The organism is Vibrio natriegens NBRC 15636 = ATCC 14048 = DSM 759 (genome assembly GCF_035621455.1).
In the GTDB taxonomy this organism is placed as follows: domain Bacteria; phylum Pseudomonadota; class Gammaproteobacteria; order Enterobacterales; family Vibrionaceae; genus Vibrio; species Vibrio natriegens.
This window is the reverse complement of sequence record NZ_CP141822.1, coordinates 2,988,122-3,006,457: the sequence shown is the minus strand read 5'-3', so window position 1 is coordinate 3,006,457 and position 18,336 is coordinate 2,988,122. Positions and strand designations below refer to the sequence as shown.

The window sequence follows — 18,336 nt, the reverse complement described above, 5'->3', positions numbered from 1 at the left end:
AGTGCTGATATAGCTCAGGTGGTAGAGCGCATCCTTGGTAAGGATGAGGTCGGCAGTTCGAGTCTGCCTATCAGCACCAGCTCTAAAGTTTATTTCCTTTTGATATTAGATTTACCAATAATCTTTTTTTTGGTTGCGTGGTCAAACTGGGCCACCAAAATCCGTACCTAGAGGGACCACTCATGTCTAAAGCAAAATTTGAACGTGTAAAACCGCACGTAAACGTTGGTACTATCGGCCACGTTGACCACGGTAAAACAACTCTAACTGCAGCTATCTGTACTACTCTTGCTAAAGTTTACGGCGGTGAAGCGAAAGACTTCGCATCTATCGATAACGCTCCAGAAGAGCGTGAGCGCGGTATCACAATCTCTACTTCTCACGTAGAGTACGACACTCCAACTCGTCACTACGCACACGTAGACTGCCCAGGACACGCTGACTATGTTAAAAACATGATCACTGGTGCTGCGCAAATGGACGGTGGTATCCTAGTTGTTGCTGCAACAGATGGCCCAATGCCTCAAACTCGTGAGCACATCCTACTAGGCCGTCAGGTTGGTATCCCATACATCATCGTATTCATGAACAAATGTGACATGGTTGACGATGAAGAGCTACTAGAACTAGTAGAAATGGAAGTTCGTGAGCTTCTATCTGAGTACGATTTCCCAGGTGATGACCTACCAGTTATCCAAGGTTCTGCACTAGGCGCACTAAACGGCGAAGAGCAGTGGGAAGCGAAAATCGTTGAACTAGCAGAAGCGCTAGATTCATACATCCCAGAACCAGAGCGTGCAGTAGACCTACCGTTCCTAATGCCAATCGAAGACGTATTCTCGATCCAAGGCCGTGGTACTGTAGTAACTGGTCGTATCGAACGTGGTATCCTAAACGTAGGTGACGAAGTTGCTATCGTTGGTATCAAAGACACCATCACTACTACATGTACTGGTGTTGAAATGTTCCGTAAGCTTCTAGACGAAGGTCGTGCGGGTGAGAACGTTGGTGCACTTCTACGTGGTACTAAGCGTGACGAAGTAGAACGTGGTCAAGTACTAGCTAAGCCAGGTTCAATCACTCCACACACTAAATTCGAATCAGAAGTATACGTACTGTCTAAAGATGAAGGTGGTCGTCACACTCCATTCTTCAAAGGCTACCGTCCACAGTTCTACTTCCGTACAACTGACGTAACTGGTGACATCACGCTACCAGAAGGCGTAGAAATGGTAATGCCAGGCGACAACGTACAAATGACTGTTGAGCTAATCGCACCAATCGCAATGGACGAAGGTCTACGTTTCGCGATCCGTGAAGGTGGCCGTACAGTAGGTGCTGGTGTTGTTGCTAAGATCTTCGACTAATTCATAGCGAATTAGACGGATGCTATCGGAAAATCTTGAATTAGATTTGACGAACCAGTAGCAAAAAGGGCATCATTTGATGCCCTTTTTCTGCACTCAACATAATTTTTGCTGTTTTCTTGTCCAGAAGTTGCTTGAGTGCGGAGCAAGATTAAGCAAACGGGCTTAATCTTATTAAGAGTACGCTGATTTTTTCAGCGATTTGGAGTTTGCCCTGCAACAGCGGGGTTGTTGTCGTCTATATTAAGACTTGAAACAGGTTGGTTTTATGAAAGCAAATAATGCTGAAACTCCTGATAGCTCAAATGCAGCAGATACGTTCAAGTGGATCGTCGCTTTCGTATTGGCAGCTGCCGCTGTTGTGGGTAATTACCTGTATGGTGAAATGTCTGTAGTGATTCGCGCTGCAGGTGTTGTTGTTCTTATTGCAGCTGCTCTAGGCGTTGCAGCAACAACGACTAAAGGTAAAGCAGCGATCAGTTTTGCAAAAGAATCGCGTATGGAAGTACGTAAAGTTGTTTGGCCTACTCGCCAAGAAACCATGCAAACAACACTGATCGTTTTAGCTGTAAGTATTGTAATGGCTCTAGCGCTATGGGGTATTGACGGAATTATGGTTCGTCTAGTAGCTCTAGCGACTGGGGTATAGAGGGTTTTAATTCATGAGTGAAGCTCCAAAAAAACGCTGGTATGTGGTTCAAGCCTTCTCTGGATTTGAAGGTCGTGTAGCTCAATCTCTGCGCGAGCATATCAAAATGCACGGCATGGAAGAGCTATTCGGTGAAGTACTAGTTCCTACTGAAGAAGTAGTAGAAATGCGCGCGGGTCAGCGCCGCAAATCTGAGCGTAAGTTCTTCCCAGGTTACGTCCTTGTTCAGATGATTATGAACGATGAATCATGGCACCTTGTACGCAGTGTGCCGCGTGTCATGGGCTTCATTGGTGGTACCTCGGACCGTCCTGCTCCTATCACAGATAAAGAAGCTGACGCGATTCTTAACCGTCTTGAGAAAGCGAGCGAAGCGCCACGTCCTCGTACTATGTACGAAGCGGGTGAAGTGGTACGTGTTAATGAAGGTCCATTTGCTGACTTCAACGGTACTGTTGAAGAAGTGGATTATGAGAAGAGCCGCCTGAAAGTGTCTGTATCGATCTTTGGTCGTGCAACACCAGTTGAGCTTGAATTTGGTCAGGTTGAAAAACTAGACTAAGACTCTTAATTTAAAGAGTATAAAAAATCACCTTTTTAGGGTTGTATAAGGCGCGAATTATTACTATAATTTCGCGCCTTTTTACTTCTAGTGAAGTAAAAAGTATCTTACACAAACGGGGAGCTGATCTGTGATTAGCGCGAGTACCCAAATTTAGGAATTATCATGGCTAAGAAAGTTGAAGCTTACATCAAGCTACAAGTTGCTGCTGGTATGGCTAACCCTAGTCCACCAGTAGGTCCTGCACTAGGTCAACACGGTGTTAACATCATGGAATTCTGTAAAGCGTTCAACGCGAAAACAGAATCTATCGAGAAAGGTCTACCGACTCCAGTAGTTATCACTGTTTACAACGACCGTTCTTTCACGTTCGTAACTAAGACTCCACCTGCTGCTGTTCTACTTAAGAAAGCTGCTGGCGTTAAGTCTGGTTCAGGTCGTCCAAACACTGAAAAAGTTGGTACTGTAACTGACGCTCAAATCCAAGAAATCGCAGAAACTAAAGCTGCTGATATGACTGGTGCTGACATCGAAGCGATGAAACGCTCAATCGCTGGTACTGCTCGTTCAATGGGCCTAGTGGTAGAGGGTTAAGATCATGGCAAAACTAACTAAGCGCATGCGCGTAATCCGCGAAAAAGTTGACGTAACTAAAGAATACGAAATCAACGAAGCTGTTGCTCTTCTTCAAGAACTAGCGACTGCTAAATTCGTTGAGTCTGTAGACGTTGCTGTTAACCTAGGCATCGATGCTCGTAAATCTGACCAGAACGTACGTGGTGCAACTGTACTACCTCACGGTACTGGCCGCGAAATCCGCGTTGCAGTGTTCACTCAAGGTGCAAACGCTGAAGCAGCTAAAGAAGCTGGCGCAGACATCGTTGGTATGGAAGATCTTGCTGAGCAAGTGAAGAAAGGCGAAATGAACTTTGACGTAGTTGTTGCTTCTCCAGATGCAATGCGCGTTGTAGGTCAACTAGGTACTATCCTAGGTCCTCGCGGTCTAATGCCAAACCCTAAAGTTGGTACTGTAACTCCTAACGTTGCTGAAGCAGTTAAGAACGCTAAAGCTGGTCAGGTTCGTTACCGTAACGACAAAAACGGCATCATCCACACTACTATCGGTAAAGCTAACTTCTCTGCAGAGCAGATCAAAGAGAACCTAGAGTCTCTTCTAATCGCTCTTAAGAAAGCTAAGCCATCTTCAGCGAAAGGTACTTTCCTGAAGAAAGTAAGCATCTCTACTACTATGGGTGCTGGTGTTGCTGTTGATCAGGCTAGCCTGAACACTCAAGCATAATTTATTTGCTTAGGTGCAAAATTAGTGTATAATTTTGCGCCTAATATTTGTGGTTGGGGCTGAACTTTGGTTCTTTGAACTGTCTCCTAGTTCGAATTGAATTAAGACCCAGTCTCCGTCCAAGACCGTAGGTGTTTGCTAATTAGTAAACTTAATTACCCTACGTAGATGGTGCCCGAACTGACAGAAAGCTCTATTTTAATAGTTAACTTTCTTCTGGGAATGCACCTCAATAGCTCTCACTGTCGTGATGATAGTGAGTGGTGTAACGACAACCAGGAGTAAATCCAAGATGGCTTTAAACCTTCAAGACAAAAAAGCAATTGTTGCTGAAGTCAACGAAGCTGCCAGTGGTGCACTTTCTGCAGTTGTAGCTGATTCTCGTGGCGTTGAAGTTGGCGCAATGACTTCTCTACGTAAACAAGCTCGTGAAGCTGGCGTTTACATGAAAGTCGTGCGTAACACTCTAGCACGTCGTGCGGTTCAGGGTACAGACTACGAATGTCTAACTGAGACATTCACTGGTCCTACTCTAATCGCGTTCTCTAACGAGCACCCAGGTGCTGCAGCGCGTCTTTTCAAAGACTTCGCTAAAGAGAACAAAGACTTCGAGATCAAAGCTGCTGCATTTGAAGGCGCGCTAACTGACGCTGAAGTACTAGCGACACTACCAACTTACGACGAAGCAATCGCACGCCTAATGATGTGCATGAAAGAAGCTTCTGCTGGCAAGCTGGTACGTACCTTCGCTGCTATCCGCGATCAAAAAGAAGAAGCAGCGGCGTAAGCCTTGCTTTTTACTGGTTGCTTAATAAACTTATTGTTGACTTAAAAGAGAATTGTTATGTCTATTACTAACGAGCAAATCCTAGACGCAGTTGCAGAAATGTCTGTAATGCAAGTTGTTGAACTAATCGAAGCAATGGAAGAGAAATTCGGTGTTTCTGCTGCTGCTGCTGTTGTAGCTGGCGGCGCTGCTGCAGGCGAAGCTGCTGCTGAGCAAACTGAATTCGACGTAATCCTAGAAGCTGCTGGCGGTAACAAAGTTGCTGTAATCAAAGCAGTACGTGGCGCAACTGGCCTAGGTCTTAAAGAAGCTAAAGCTCTTGTAGACGGCGCTCCAGCACCTCTTAAAGAAGGTGTTGACAAAGCAGAAGCTGACGCTCTTAAAGCTCAGCTAGAAGAAGCTGGTGCAACTGTTGCTGTTAAGTAATTATTGCATAGTTTCTTAGCCTAACGGCTAATTGGCTGGTGGTTTTTTAACCACCGGCCTTTTTGCGCTGTAGGGTATAGGTGAATTTTCCCGCTGTTTAAGCGCCTTATACCCATGCAAAAAACATTTCATTCTATCGAAATGAAATGTCACTACAGTAAACAGCTATTTAGTCACTGTCCCTTACCCCCCTTAAGTAACTAGGAGCGGGCGGACAGTTTGGGTCACTTATCAGCGAGCTGAGGAACCCCATGGTTTACTCTTATACCGAGAAAAAGCGCATCCGTAAGGACTTTGGTACTCGTCCACAAGTTTTGGACATTCCATACCTGCTATCGATCCAGCTCGATTCGTTCGACAAATTTATCGAACAGGATCCTGAAGGTCAATACGGTCTTGAAGCCGCTTTCCGTTCTGTATTTCCAATTCAGAGCTACAACGGCAATTCTGAGCTGCAATACGTTAGCTACCGTCTTGGTGAGCCAGTTTTTGACGTTAAAGAATGTCAAATCCGCGGTGTAACTTACTCAAAGCCACTACGTGTAAAACTACGCCTAGTTATCTTTGATAAAGACGCGCCAGCAGGTACTGTAAAAGACATTAAAGAACAAGAAGTCTACATGGGTGAAATTCCACTCATGACAGACAATGGTACCTTCGTAATCAACGGTACCGAGAGGGTTATCGTATCCCAGCTGCACCGAAGCCCAGGCGTGTTCTTCGACAGCGATAAGGGTAAGACCCACTCATCAGGTAAAGTTCTATATAACGCACGTGTTATTCCTTACCGTGGTTCATGGCTTGATTTCGAGTTTGATCCTAAGGATAACCTGTACGTACGTATCGACCGCCGTCGTAAGCTACCAGCATCGATCATCCTTCGTGCACTAGGTAAATCGACTGAAGAAATCCTAGATATCTTCTTCGAGAAAGTGAACTTCGAAGTGAAAGACCAAACTCTACTGATGGAGTTGGTTCCTGATCGTCTACGCGGTGAAACTGCGTCATTCGACATCGAAGCAGATGGTAAAGTTTACGTTGAGCAAGGTCGTCGCGTAACGGCTCGTCATATCCGCCAACTAGAAAAAGATGGCGTTGATCACATCGAAGTACCCGTTGAGTACATCGTTGGTAAAGTTGCATCGAAAGATTACATCAACGAAGCAACAGGCGAGATCATTGTTACTGCTAACCAGGAAATCAGCCTGGAAGCACTAGCGAACCTATCTCAGGCTGGCCACAAAGCGCTAGAAGTTCTGTTTACGAACGATCTAGACCACGGTCCATTCATGTCAGAAACACTACGTATCGACAGCACTGTTGATCGTATTTCTGCATTGGTAGAAATCTACCGCATGATGCGCCCTGGTGAGCCGCCAACAAAAGAAGCTGCAGAAGCACTATTCGAAAGCCTATTCTTCTCTGAAGAGCGTTACGATCTATCGACTGTTGGTCGTATGAAGTTCAACAGCTCTATCGGTCGTGAAGATGCTCAAGAGCAAGGCACACTAGACGAAACTGATATCGTCGAAGTGATGAAGAAGCTTATCGCGATCCGTAACGGTAAAGGCGAAGTGGACGATATCGACCACCTAGGCAACCGTCGTATCCGTTCTGTAGGCGAAATGGCTGAGAACCAGTTCCGTGTAGGTCTAGTACGTGTTGAGCGTGCAGTTAAAGAGCGTCTAAGCCTAGGCGATCTTGATGCTGTTATGCCTCAAGACCTGATCAACGCGAAGCCAATTTCTGCAGCAGTTAAAGAATTCTTTGGCTCTTCACAGCTTTCACAGTTCATGGACCAAAACAACCCGTTATCAGAAGTAACGCACAAGCGTCGTATTTCTGCATTGGGTCCTGGCGGTCTGACTCGTGAACGTGCTGGCTTCGAAGTACGTGACGTACACGTAACTCACTACGGTCGTCTATGTCCTATCGAAACGCCTGAAGGTCCAAACATCGGTCTGATCAACTCTCTATCTGCGTTTGCGCGTTGTAACGAGTACGGTTTCCTAGAGACTCCATACCGTCGCGTTGTAGATGGCGTTGTTACAGACGAAGTAGATTACCTATCTGCAATCGAAGAAGGCCAATTCGTTATCGCACAGGCTAACGCTGCGTTGACTGAAGAAGGTACGTTTGCAGATGAGCTGATCACAGCTCGTCAGAAAGGTGAATCTGGTCTACACCCTCGTGAGCACGCTCAGTACATGGACGTTGCGACAAACCAGGTTGTATCTATCGCTGCATCGCTTATCCCGTTCCTAGAACACGATGATGCGAACCGTGCATTGATGGGTGCGAACATGCAACGTCAGGCAGTTCCAACACTGAAAGCTGACAAACCGCTTGTTGGTACTGGTATTGAACGTAACGTAGCCGTTGACTCAGGTGTAACTGCAGTTGCGAAACGTGGTGGTGTAATCCAGTCAGTAGATGCTTCTCGTATCGTTGTTAAAGTGAACGAAGAAGAGCTAGTACCAGGCGAAGCTGGTATCGACATCTACAACCTGACTAAATACACACGTTCTAACCAGAACACATGTATTAACCAGCGCCCATGTGTGATGCCAGGTGAACCTGTATCACGCGGCGACGTACTTGCTGATGGTCCTTCAACAGACCTTGGTGAGCTAGCGCTTGGTCAAAACATGCGTATCGCGTTCATGCCTTGGAACGGTTACAACTTCGAAGACTCGATCTTAGTATCTGAGCGCGTAGTTCAAGAAGACCGCTTCACGACAATCCACATTCAAGAACTGACTTGTGTGGCACGTGATACTAAGCTGGGCTCTGAAGAGATCACAGCGGATATTCCAAACGTAGGTGAATCTGCTCTGTCTAAACTAGACGAGTCAGGTATCGTTTACATTGGTGCTGAAGTTAAGGGTGGCGACATCCTGGTTGGTAAAGTAACACCTAAAGGTGAAACTCAGCTGACTCCTGAAGAGAAGCTACTACGTGCGATCTTCGGTGAAAAAGCATCTGATGTTAAAGATACGTCACTACGTGTACCGAACTCTGTATCAGGTACGATCATCGACGTTCAAGTCTTCACTCGCGATGGCGTAGAGAAAGACAAGCGTGCGCTTGAAATCGAACAGATGCAGCTTAAAGAAGCGAAGAAAGACCTAACTGAAGAATTCCAGATTCTTGAGGGTGGCCTTCTAAACCGTGTTAAAGCTGTTCTGATTGAAGGCGGTTACTCTGAAGCGAAACTAGAGTCTACTGAACGTAAGAAGTGGCTAGAGCTAACGCTGGAAGATGACGCACTACAAACTCAGCTAGAGCAACTTGCTGAGCAGTGGGACGAGCTAAAAGCTGACTTCGATAAGAAGTTCGAAACTAAGCGTCGTAAGATCACTCAAGGTGATGATCTAGCACCTGGCGTACTGAAGATCGTTAAGGTTTACCTAGCGGTTAAACGTCGTATCCAGCCTGGTGATAAGATGGCCGGTCGTCACGGTAACAAGGGTGTAATCTCTAAGATCAACCCTGTTGAAGACATGCCATACGATGAAAAAGGTCAGCCTGTAGACATCGTACTTAACCCACTGGGTGTACCTTCGCGTATGAACATCGGTCAGATCCTAGAAGTTCACTTAGGTCTGGCAGCGAAAGGTATCGGTGACAAGATCAACCAGATGGTTAAAGAGCAGCAAGAACTAGCGAAATTCCGCGAGTTCCTACAAAAAGTTTACGATCTAGGTGAGACTCGCCAGAAAGTAGACGTTGCTTCTCTGTCTGATGATGAAGTTCGTACACTGATCAAGAACCTGCGTGGCGGTCTACCAATCGCGACGCCAGTATTTGACGGTGCTTCTGAGCATCTAATCAAAGAGCTTCTAAAACTAGCAGACCTACCAACATCTGGTCAGCTAACGCTGTTTGATGGTCGCACAGGTGATGCGTTTGAGCGTCCTGTAACTGTTGGTTACATGTACATGCTGAAACTGAACCACCTTGTTGATGACAAGATGCACGCTCGTTCAACTGGTTCGTACAGCCTAGTAACTCAGCAACCACTTGGTGGTAAAGCTCAGTTCGGTGGTCAGCGTTTCGGTGAGATGGAAGTATGGGCACTAGAAGCATACGGTGCTGCTTACACTCTACAAGAAATGCTAACCGTTAAGTCGGATGACGTTAACGGCCGTACTAAGATGTACAAGAACATCGTAGACGGAAGCCACAGCATGGAACCTGGTATGCCAGAATCGTTCAACGTATTGTTGAAAGAGATTCGCTCGCTAGGTATCAACATCGAGCTAGAAGACGAAGAGTAATCCCTTTCTCATTTGAGAAAAGTGATTATCTGGTAGAAAGCAGCTAGCGCTTGGCTGGCTGCTTTTAACTCCTTACAGGAGCTGATTGTGAAAGACTTATTAAACTTTCTAAAAGCACAGCATAAGACCGAAGAGTTTGATGCAATCAAAATCGGTCTATCTTCACCAGACATGATCCGTTCATGGTCTTTCGGTGAAGTTAAAAAACCTGAAACGATCAACTATCGTACGTTCAAACCTGAACGCGATGGTCTGTTCTGTGCGCGTATTTTTGGTCCAGTTAAAGACTACGAATGTCTTTGTGGTAAATACAAGCGCCTGAAGCACCGTGGTGTTATCTGTGAGAAGTGTGGTGTAGAAGTTACACAAACTAAAGTTCGTCGTGACCGTATGGGCCACATCGAGCTTGCTTCACCAGTAGCTCACATCTGGTTCCTAAAATCGCTACCGTCTCGTATCGGTCTACTAATGGATATCCCTCTACGTGATATCGAACGTGTTCTTTACTTCGAAATGTACGTAGTAACTGAACCAGGTATGACTGATCTAGAAAAGAGTCAGATGCTTACTGAAGAAGAGTATCTAGACCGTCTAGAAGAGTGGGGCGATGAGTTCACTGCTAAGATGGGTGCAGAAGCTATCAAGGACCTTCTAGGTTCTATGGATATGCACGCTGAAGCGGAACAAATGCGCGAAGAGTTAGAAACGACTAACTCTGAAACTAAGCGTAAGAAAGTTACTAAGCGTTTGAAGCTGGTAGAAGCGTTTATTCAATCTGGTAATAACCCAGAATGGATGATCCTGACTGTACTTCCTGTACTTCCGCCAGATCTACGTCCTCTAGTACCACTAGATGGCGGTCGCTTTGCGACTTCTGATCTAAACGATCTATACCGTCGTGTGATCAACCGTAACAACCGTTTGAAGCGTCTTCTAGAGCTAGCAGCTCCGGACATCATCGTACGTAACGAAAAACGTATGCTGCAAGAGTCTGTTGATGCGCTACTAGATAACGGTCGTCGTGGTCGTGCGATCACAGGTTCGAACAAGCGTCCTCTGAAATCTCTTGCTGATATGATCAAGGGTAAACAAGGTCGTTTCCGTCAGAACCTTCTAGGTAAACGTGTAGACTACTCTGGCCGTTCTGTTATCACAGTAGGTCCATACCTTCGTCTACACCAGTGTGGTCTTCCTAAGAAGATGGCACTTGAGCTATTCAAACCATTCATCTACAGCAAGCTAGAGACTCGTGGTCTTGCGACTACAATCAAAGCTGCTAAGAAAATGGTAGAGCGTGAAGAAGCGGTTGTTTGGGATATCCTGGACGAAGTAATCCGTGAACACCCAGTACTATTGAACCGTGCACCTACACTTCACCGTCTAGGTATCCAGGCGTTCGAACCAGTACTAATCGAAGGTAAAGCGATTCAGCTACACCCACTTGTGTGTGCGGCGTACAACGCGGACTTCGATGGTGACCAAATGGCGGTTCACGTACCTCTAACTCTAGAGGCACAGCTTGAAGCTCGTACTCTGATGATGTCGACAAACAACATTCTGTCGCCAGCGTCAGGTGATCCGATCATCGTACCTTCTCAGGACGTTGTATTGGGTCTGTACTACATGACTCGTGAAAAGATCAACGTGAAAGGTGAAGGCATGTACCTTTCTGGCCCAGCAGAGGCTGAGAAAGCATACCGCACTAAACAAGCTGAACTTCACGCACGCGTTAAAGTACGTATTACTGAAACAGTCGTAGACGAAGACGGCAACAGCACAACATCTACTGGTATGGTTGACACCACTATCGGTCGTGCAATGCTTTGGCAAATCGTGCCAGCTGGTCTTCCGTACAGTATCGTTAACCAAAAGCTAGGTAAGAAACAAATCTCTAACCTACTTAACGAGGCGTACCGTAAGCTAGGTCTGAAAGACACAGTAATCTTCGCTGACCAAATCATGTACGCAGGTTTTGCTTACGCAGCACTATCTGGTGTATCTGTTGGTATCGACGATATGGTTGTACCGCCAGCTAAGTACACTGAAATCGCAGAAGCGGAAGAAGAAGTACGTGAAATCCAGGAACAGTACCAATCTGGTCTTGTTACTGCGGGCGAACGCTACAACAAAGTTATCGATATCTGGGCATCGACCAACGACCGCGTTGCGAAAGCAATGATGGAGAACCTGTCATCTGAAACGGTAGTTAACCGTGACGGTGAAGAGGAACAACAAGAGTCGTTCAACAGCATCTACATGATGGCCGACTCAGGTGCTCGTGGTTCTGCAGCACAGATTCGTCAGCTTGCGGGTATGCGTGGTCTGATGGCGCGTCCAGATGGTTCAATCATCGAAACGCCGATCACAGCGAACTTTAAAGAAGGTCTAAACGTACTTCAGTACTTTATCTCAACGCACGGTGCTCGTAAGGGTCTTGCGGATACGGCACTGAAAACAGCGAACTCGGGTTACCTAACTCGTCGTCTAGTAGACGTTGCTCAAGACGTTGTTGTAACTGAACATGACTGTGGCACTCACGAGGGTGTTGACATGATGCCTCATATCGAGGGTGGTGATGTTAAAGTTGCACTTTCTGAGCTAGCTCTAGGTCGTGTAGTTGCTGAAGACGTTCTAAAACCTGGTACTGAAGATGTTCTTATTCCACGTAACACCCTGATCGATGAGAAGTGGTGTCAAATCATGGAAGAGAACTCAGTAGACAGCATGAAAGTACGTTCTGTTGTTACTTGTGATTCTGACTTCGGTTGTTGTGCTCAGTGTTACGGTCGTGACCTAGCACGTGGTCACCTAGTGAACCAAGGTGAAGCAGTAGGCGTTATCGCTGCTCAGTCTATCGGTGAGCCGGGTACACAGCTTACGATGCGTACGTTCCACATCGGTGGTGCGGCATCGACAGCAGCAGCAGAAAACAGCGTTCAAGCGAAGAACAACGGTTCTATCAAGCTACACAACGCTAAATCAGTAGTGGCAGATGACGGTAAGATCGTTATCACTTCTCGTGCGACTGAACTAACCATCATTGATGAGTTTGGCCGTACTAAAGAGAAGCACAAACTGCCTTACGGTACACTACTAAGCAAAGGCGACGGTGACACAGTTCAAGCTGGTGAAACTGTAGCTAACTGGGAAGCGCACACACTACCAATCATCACTGAAGTAGCGGGTCGCATCCAGTTCGTAGACATGATCGACGGTGTAACAGTTTCTCGCCAAACAGATGACCTAACAGGTCTATCTTCAAGCGAAGTAACTGACGCAGCAGCGCGTCCATCTGCAGGTAAAGATATGCGTCCAGCTATCAAACTTGTTGATGAGCAAGGTAATGATGTAATGATCCCTGGTACTGATATGCCAGCTCACTACTTCCTACCTGGTAAAGCGATTGTAAACATCGAAGATGGCGCAGCAGTAGGCGTAGGTGCAACACTTGCACGTATTCCTCAGAAATCTGGCGGTAACAAAGATATCACCGGTGGTCTTCCACGCGTTGCTGACCTGTTCGAAGCACGTAAGCCTAAAGAGCCTGCGATCCTTGCTGAACACACAGGTACAGTTAGCTTCGGTAAAGAGACCAAAGGTAAGCGTCGTCTAGTGATCACTCGCGACAGCGGTGAAGCATACGAAGAGATGATTCCTAAGCATCGTCAGCTTAACGTTTTCGAAGGTGAGAAGGTTGAGCGTGGTGATGTAATCGCTGATGGTCCAGAGTCTCCACATGACATCCTACGTCTACGTGGCGTACACGCGGTAACTCAGTACATCGCTAACGAAGTACAAGAAGTTTACCGTCTACAAGGCGTTAAGATTAACGATAAGCACATTGAGACTATCGTTCGTCAAATGCTACGTAAGTGTACTATCACATTTGCTGGTGATTCTGAGTTCCTACCTGGTGAGCAAGTAGAATACTCACAAGTTAAGATTGCTAACCGTAATCTAGAAGCTGAAGGCAAAGAGCCTGCGCGTTTCGAACGTGAACTTCTAGGTATTACCAAAGCGTCTCTAGCGACTGAGTCGTTCATCTCTGCGGCATCGTTCCAGGAGACAACTCGCGTACTAACAGAAGCTGCGGTTTCTGGTAAGCGTGATGACCTACGTGGTCTGAAAGAGAACGTAATTGTTGGTCGTCTGATCCCAGCTGGTACTGGTTTCGCATACCACCAAGAGCGTCAAGCTAAACGTACTGAAGCGCAAGAAGGCCCGTCTGCTGAACAAGCAACGGATAACCTGGCAGCACTTCTAAACGCTGGCTTCTCTTCTGAAGAATAAGCCTCTGACGAGTCATCGTTAAGAGCGAAAAAAGGCACCCTCGGGTGCCTTTTTTAATATTTATGTACCGTCCTAAACAAAAAAGGATTGATGCTTTCACATCAACCCTTCATTTCAATAGCTGCTATAGATTAGCCAGAGTTCGTTTAAGCCCCTGGTGGCATTGCTAAACTATCAGAGATCTGTTGAATTAAGTGATCTTCTACTTCGAAACGAGTCTCAAGAATCTCTCCTACCAGGGACATATCCGAGTTAAAGTCTGGTAACTCGTCGTCTTCTGTTACTTCAGAGTATTTATCGTTAAAGTTCAGCAGTGGCTCAGTCGTAATGACGATTTTTCCGTACGTCTGATTGATTTCGTCTGTCACGATAAAACCAGTCGATTTCCAGCGATCCATGACCATATCGTAAATTTTGAAATGGCCTTCAGAGATATAGTCGACCAGGTGTTGGCAGAAGTTTTGCAGCTCGGAAGGGGTAGGAAGTTCAATCACGTTAGCTTTCGAACAAGGTTGCAGCGCTGCAAGCTTACAGTATTCAACGATCAGCGATTGTCTCGTTTCTAACCAATGATCAATGACATCACTGGAGCCACCCCACTGGTCTTGTGTTTGTTTGAATTTTTTTAGCATGACCATGCCCTCATGATCGGTTCGCCATTTGGCAAACGTATCCTTTGCATAGCAAAGTTAGTAAAGTTATTACAAACTCTTGTCCTTACTAAAATTTATAGTTTCATATTTACCTAACGATAAACTCTAGTATGAAATTAGATTGCCAGTAAAATGGTTGAACTTCAAGCAAAGGGAGGGTGTCATGTTAAGAAAAGGTGATGTTAACCGCGTAGAAAATGCGCATTGGTGTGTTGTTTCAGGAAGTGAAATTTGGCTGGTGGATGGTGCTGTTCCTTTTGGTTCTGCGGAACAGTTCGCATTGCCGGAGGCGAGTGCAAGAAAAATTGGTGAGTATCAACAACATCCGGTTATGTGGATAAACCTGGCCGATCTTGAGCAAGACTTACCGATGACTTCATTGCGAGATTGCCTGCATTTCCCTGAGGCGCTCTTTTTGCTGCTAAGTAAGGCTATTCAGTATGGACACATGACGCAAAGTCTGCGTTTTTGTCCTCAATGTGGTGGTAGGAACTTCATCAATAATAATCAGCTCGCAATGCAATGTGGCGAGTGCAGAACGCTACACTACCCACGCATCTTCCCATGCATTATCGTCGCTGTACGTAAAGATAAGCAGATTTTATTAGCGCAGCACCCAAGACATCGAAATGGTATGTATACCGTCATAGCGGGCTTTCTGGAGGTCGGAGAGACGCTAGAAGAGTGTGTTGCGCGCGAAATACATGAAGAAACCGGTGTATACGTAAAAAATATTCGTTACTTCGGTAGCCAACCTTGGGCGTTTCCATCCAGCATGATGATGGCATTTCTGGCCGACTATGAGTCTGGGGAATTAAGCCCCGATTATACGGAATTATCAGATGCTCAGTGGTTTAATGCTGATGACATGCCAGATGTCGCTCCAAAAGGCACGATTGCTCGAGCGTTAATAGAACAAACTCTGCAAGATATTAAAGCTAATCACCTGGGAAAATAGATAAAAAAAACCCTCCGAGAGGGAGGGGGTAAGTAAGATGTCGTTATGAGATGCCGAGTACTGGGTACTCAGTTTATAATTGTAGTTTTCGCTAGCGAACAAATTTTTAACACTGATACGGATTGGGTGCAAATTAAGCATTGATTTAAAAGTTGATAACATGATCCAGGTTGCAAAGCACACAGCTATTGGCTTCAAATCAGTGATAGAATACCCCCTTTCAAAGAAAGCCTAACAATTGGAATTACGGAATGACTGAATTAAAAAATGATCGTTATCTACGTGCACTACTAAAAGAGCCTGTAGATTACACGCCAGTATGGATGATGCGTCAGGCAGGTCGTTACCTACCAGAATACAAAGCAACACGTGCACAAGCGGGCGATTTCATGTCTTTGTGTAAAAATGCGGAGCTGGCGTCTGAAGTAACGCTTCAACCTCTACGCCGTTTTCCTCTTGATGCAGCAATCTTGTTCTCAGATATCCTGACGATCCCTGATGCAATGGGACTTGGTCTGCGCTTTGCTGCGGGTGAAGGCCCGGTGTTTGATAACCCAATCACTTGCAAAGCAGACGTGGAAAAAATTGGTCTTCCAGATCCAGAAGGTGAGCTGCAATACGTGATGAACGCAGTGCGTCAGATCCGTAAAGACCTAAAGGGTGAAGTGCCACTGATTGGTTTCTCGGGCAGCCCATGGACACTCGCGACTTACATGGTTGAGGGTAGTAGCTCAAAAGCGTTCACTAAGATCAAGAAGATGATGTACGCAGAGCCACAAACACTGCATCTATTGCTTGATAAGCTTGCTGACAGCGTCATTGAATACCTGAATGCACAAATCAAAGCGGGTGCGCAATCGGTGATGGTATTTGATACATGGGGCGGTGTACTGACTCCTCGTGACTACAACTTGTTCTCACTGCAATACATGCACAAGATCGTTGATGGCCTGATTCGTGAAAACGACGGTCGTCGCGTACCAGTAACGCTATTCACTAAGAATGGTGGCATGTGGCTAGAGCAAATCGCAGCAACAGGCTGTGATGCAGTTGGCCTGGACTGGACGATTAACATCGCAGACGCGAAAGCACGCATCGGTGACAAAGTCGCATTGCAAGGCAATATGGACCCATCAATGCTTTACGCATCACCTGAGCGTATCCGTGAAGAAGTTGCTGACATCCTGGAAGGTTTTGGCGATGCGGGCACAGGCCATGTGTTTAACCTTGGTCACGGCATTCACCTAGATGTTCCGCCAGAAAACGCAGGCGTATTTGTGGACGCGGTACACGAGTTATCTAAGCCGTACCACAAATAATCTCTATTTTTTGAAATCTATACCGGCATCTATTGCCGGTATTTTTTTGCCTGAAATTTACCGATGTACAGCTCTTATAGTATTTGGCCTACTATGATCTAATTACTCAACAATCTAAGCATAATGTTTTATTTTTAATTAAAACAATTGTTTATGTTATTGGTCTGCTTGTGTCTTTTTACTCTGTACAGGTGAGGCAGTATTTAGAACATAGGTAACCTAAAGCATCGAATGAATGCGACTTTGTAGGTAAGGGACGACGTTTGCCTCAAACCATGGGTTCTTTTTAAGCCATAACGTATTGCGTGGTGAAGGGTGAGGTAGAGGGATAAAGTCCGGTTCCCAGTCTTGCCAATGTTGAACCGTTTCGGTCAGTGTTTTGGGTTTATTAGTCAGGTAGTAGTTCTGTGAATATTGGCCGATGAGTAATGTCAGTTCGATATTTGGCAGTTGTTGCAGTAGCTTTTGGTGCCAGGCTGGCGCGCATTCCTTACGTGGAGGCAGGTCTCCGGATCGTCCCTTACCCGGATAACAAAACCCCATTGGAATAATGGCAACTTTGGTCGGGTCGTAGAAGGTGTCTTTATCGATATCTAGCCACTGACGTAGCCGGTCACCACTTGGGTCATTCCACGGAATGGATGTGTTGTGGACCCGAGTACCAGGAGCCTGACCAATAATCAGTAATCGGGCTTCTTTTGCCGCTTGTACGACAGGGTTTGCGCCTAGCGGTAAATCGCTGGCGCAAAGCTGACAGGCTCTAACTTGCTTCAGTAGTGCGTCTAGTGACATGAACGAATTAATATCCTTTATCGAAATCGACTTGGTAGTTGAGTGTGAATCCATCTCGCCAGTTTAGGTAATTCTCGGCAAATATCTCCACCACTTGTTCCGGGAAGCTGAGAGCGGCAATGTGCGGTGTGAGCGTAATTTGCGGCAATCTCCAGAAAGGATGCTCCTTGGGAAGTGGTTCTTGCTCAAAAACATCCAGAATCGCGTGTTCTATCCAGCGGTTTTTAATCGCCAGTAAGAGTCCCTTGTCCTCGAGCACATCCCCGCGTCCGACATTAATCAGTATGGCTTGGTTTAGATGACAGAGCGTTTCGCTATTAAGCAGGTAAAGGGTCTCTGGTGTACTTGGCAAGGTGTTGACGACGATGTCTGCTTGCTTAAGGGCGCTCGTAAGTTCATTGATATGAAAAGTCTGGTTAAATTCCCCTCCTGAGGTTGGAATACCGGTGCGATTCACACCGATGGCCTCTATTCCCATGGCTCTAACCGTTTTGGCTAAGTAACTGCCTATGCTGCCAGTGCCGAGAATGACCATCTTTTTACTTTGCAGAGAAGTATAGAGGTGTGGCTGCCACTGTCGATTCTGTTGCTGCTGGTGGTAAAGGATAAAGTGACGATAGTGGCTAATACAGTAGCCAATCACATATTCGGCAATGAGCGGGCCAAAGATGCCTCGTACATTTGTGAGAGTATAATTCTGACGTAACTCAGGCGACATCAAGGTGTTTACGCCTGCAAACGTGGATTGTACCCAGTCAAGTTGTGAAAACTCGTCTAACCTTTGTGATAGCAGAGGTGGATCCGCCAGAACTATTTGAGCGTCATTCGGGTTATCCGTAAGGCTAAGACCAGGCAGGTTTTTCTCTGCCAACAATGTTTGGTAGGTGCTTTGATGCTCTGAGAGCAGGAAAATCTTATTTGGTTGCGGCATTAACTTTTTTCCCTGTGATGAA

Annotated in this window: 14 protein-coding genes and 1 tRNA gene; 12 read left to right on the top strand and 3 right to left on the bottom strand. The window is 46.0% G+C overall.

Annotated elements, in window-relative coordinates:
• Positions 1–3: 3 nt before the first annotated feature.
• From VER99_RS13690 to rpoC, 10 genes are all read left to right on the top strand, one after another.
• Positions 4–79 (top strand) — tRNA-Thr (locus VER99_RS13690).
• A gap of 103 nt (positions 80–182) precedes the next feature.
• A complete protein-coding gene (gene tuf, locus VER99_RS13685) occupies positions 183–1,367 on the top strand; it encodes an elongation factor Tu (protein WP_014233170.1) in 1,185 nt (394 codons plus the stop codon).
• A 268-nt stretch (positions 1,368–1,635) separates the two neighbouring features.
• A complete protein-coding gene (gene secE / locus VER99_RS13680) occupies positions 1,636–2,016 on the top strand; it encodes a preprotein translocase subunit SecE (RefSeq protein WP_020334711.1) in 381 nt (126 codons plus the stop codon).
• Positions 2,017–2,029: 13 nt separating this feature from the next.
• Positions 2,030–2,578 (top strand): transcription termination/antitermination protein NusG, encoded by a 549-nt coding sequence (gene nusG / locus VER99_RS13675; RefSeq protein ID WP_005384681.1) that lies wholly within the window; start codon positions 2,030–2,032, stop codon positions 2,576–2,578.
• A 165-nt stretch (positions 2,579–2,743) separates the two neighbouring features.
• A complete protein-coding gene (gene rplK / locus VER99_RS13670) occupies positions 2,744–3,172 on the top strand; it encodes a 50S ribosomal protein L11 (RefSeq protein ID WP_008078231.1) in 429 nt (142 codons plus the stop codon).
• 4 nt (positions 3,173–3,176) lie between these two features.
• Positions 3,177–3,878, top strand: coding sequence for a 50S ribosomal protein L1 (gene rplA / locus VER99_RS13665; RefSeq protein WP_014233286.1), 702 nt, complete (start codon positions 3,177–3,179; stop codon positions 3,876–3,878).
• A 292-nt stretch (positions 3,879–4,170) separates the two neighbouring features.
• Positions 4,171–4,665: a 50S ribosomal protein L10 gene (gene rplJ / locus VER99_RS13660; protein WP_020334710.1), complete on the top strand. Its 495-nt coding sequence runs from the start codon at positions 4,171–4,173 to the stop codon at positions 4,663–4,665.
• Between the two features lie 57 nt (positions 4,666–4,722).
• A complete protein-coding gene (gene rplL / locus VER99_RS13655; RefSeq protein ID WP_014233284.1) occupies positions 4,723–5,091 on the top strand; it encodes a 50S ribosomal protein L7/L12 in 369 nt (122 codons plus the stop codon).
• Between the two features lie 251 nt (positions 5,092–5,342).
• Positions 5,343–9,371: a DNA-directed RNA polymerase subunit beta gene (gene rpoB, locus VER99_RS13650; protein WP_020334708.1), complete on the top strand. Its 4,029-nt coding sequence runs from the start codon at positions 5,343–5,345 to the stop codon at positions 9,369–9,371.
• Between the two features lie 87 nt (positions 9,372–9,458).
• Positions 9,459–13,661 carry a DNA-directed RNA polymerase subunit beta' gene (gene rpoC, locus VER99_RS13645; RefSeq protein WP_014233282.1) on the top strand — a complete coding sequence of 1,401 codons (4,203 nt, stop codon included), beginning with the start codon at positions 9,459–9,461 and terminating at the stop codon, positions 13,659–13,661.
• 146 nt (positions 13,662–13,807) lie between these two features.
• Here the strand turns inward: rpoC and VER99_RS13640 are convergent, their stop codons facing one another.
• On the bottom strand, positions 13,808–14,299 hold the full coding sequence (locus VER99_RS13640; protein WP_020334706.1) for an Rsd/AlgQ family anti-sigma factor: 492 nt from the start codon (positions 14,297–14,299) through the stop codon (positions 13,808–13,810).
• Between the two features lie 178 nt (positions 14,300–14,477).
• Between VER99_RS13640 and nudC the strand changes: the two genes are divergently transcribed.
• Both nudC and hemE read left to right on the top strand, forming a co-directional pair.
• Complete coding sequence (gene nudC / locus VER99_RS13635) at positions 14,478–15,272, top strand: NAD(+) diphosphatase (RefSeq protein WP_020334705.1); 795 nt, start codon at positions 14,478–14,480, stop codon at positions 15,270–15,272.
• Positions 15,273–15,523: 251 nt separating this feature from the next.
• Positions 15,524–16,591 (top strand): uroporphyrinogen decarboxylase, encoded by a 1,068-nt coding sequence (gene hemE / locus VER99_RS13630; protein ID WP_020334704.1) that lies wholly within the window; start codon positions 15,524–15,526, stop codon positions 16,589–16,591.
• Positions 16,592–16,810: 219 nt separating this feature from the next.
• On the opposite strand, the gene VER99_RS13625 is transcribed toward hemE, so the two are convergent.
• Both VER99_RS13625 and VER99_RS13620 read right to left on the bottom strand, forming a co-directional pair.
• Positions 16,811–17,383, bottom strand: a complete 573-nt coding sequence (locus VER99_RS13625) for a uracil-DNA glycosylase family protein (RefSeq protein WP_020334703.1) — start codon at positions 17,381–17,383, stop codon at positions 16,811–16,813.
• Between the two features lie 7 nt (positions 17,384–17,390).
• Entirely contained in the window at positions 17,391–18,314 is a 924-nt protein-coding gene (locus VER99_RS13620; RefSeq protein ID WP_020334702.1) for a D-2-hydroxyacid dehydrogenase, read from the bottom strand.
• Between the last annotated feature and the right edge of the window lie 22 nt (positions 18,315–18,336).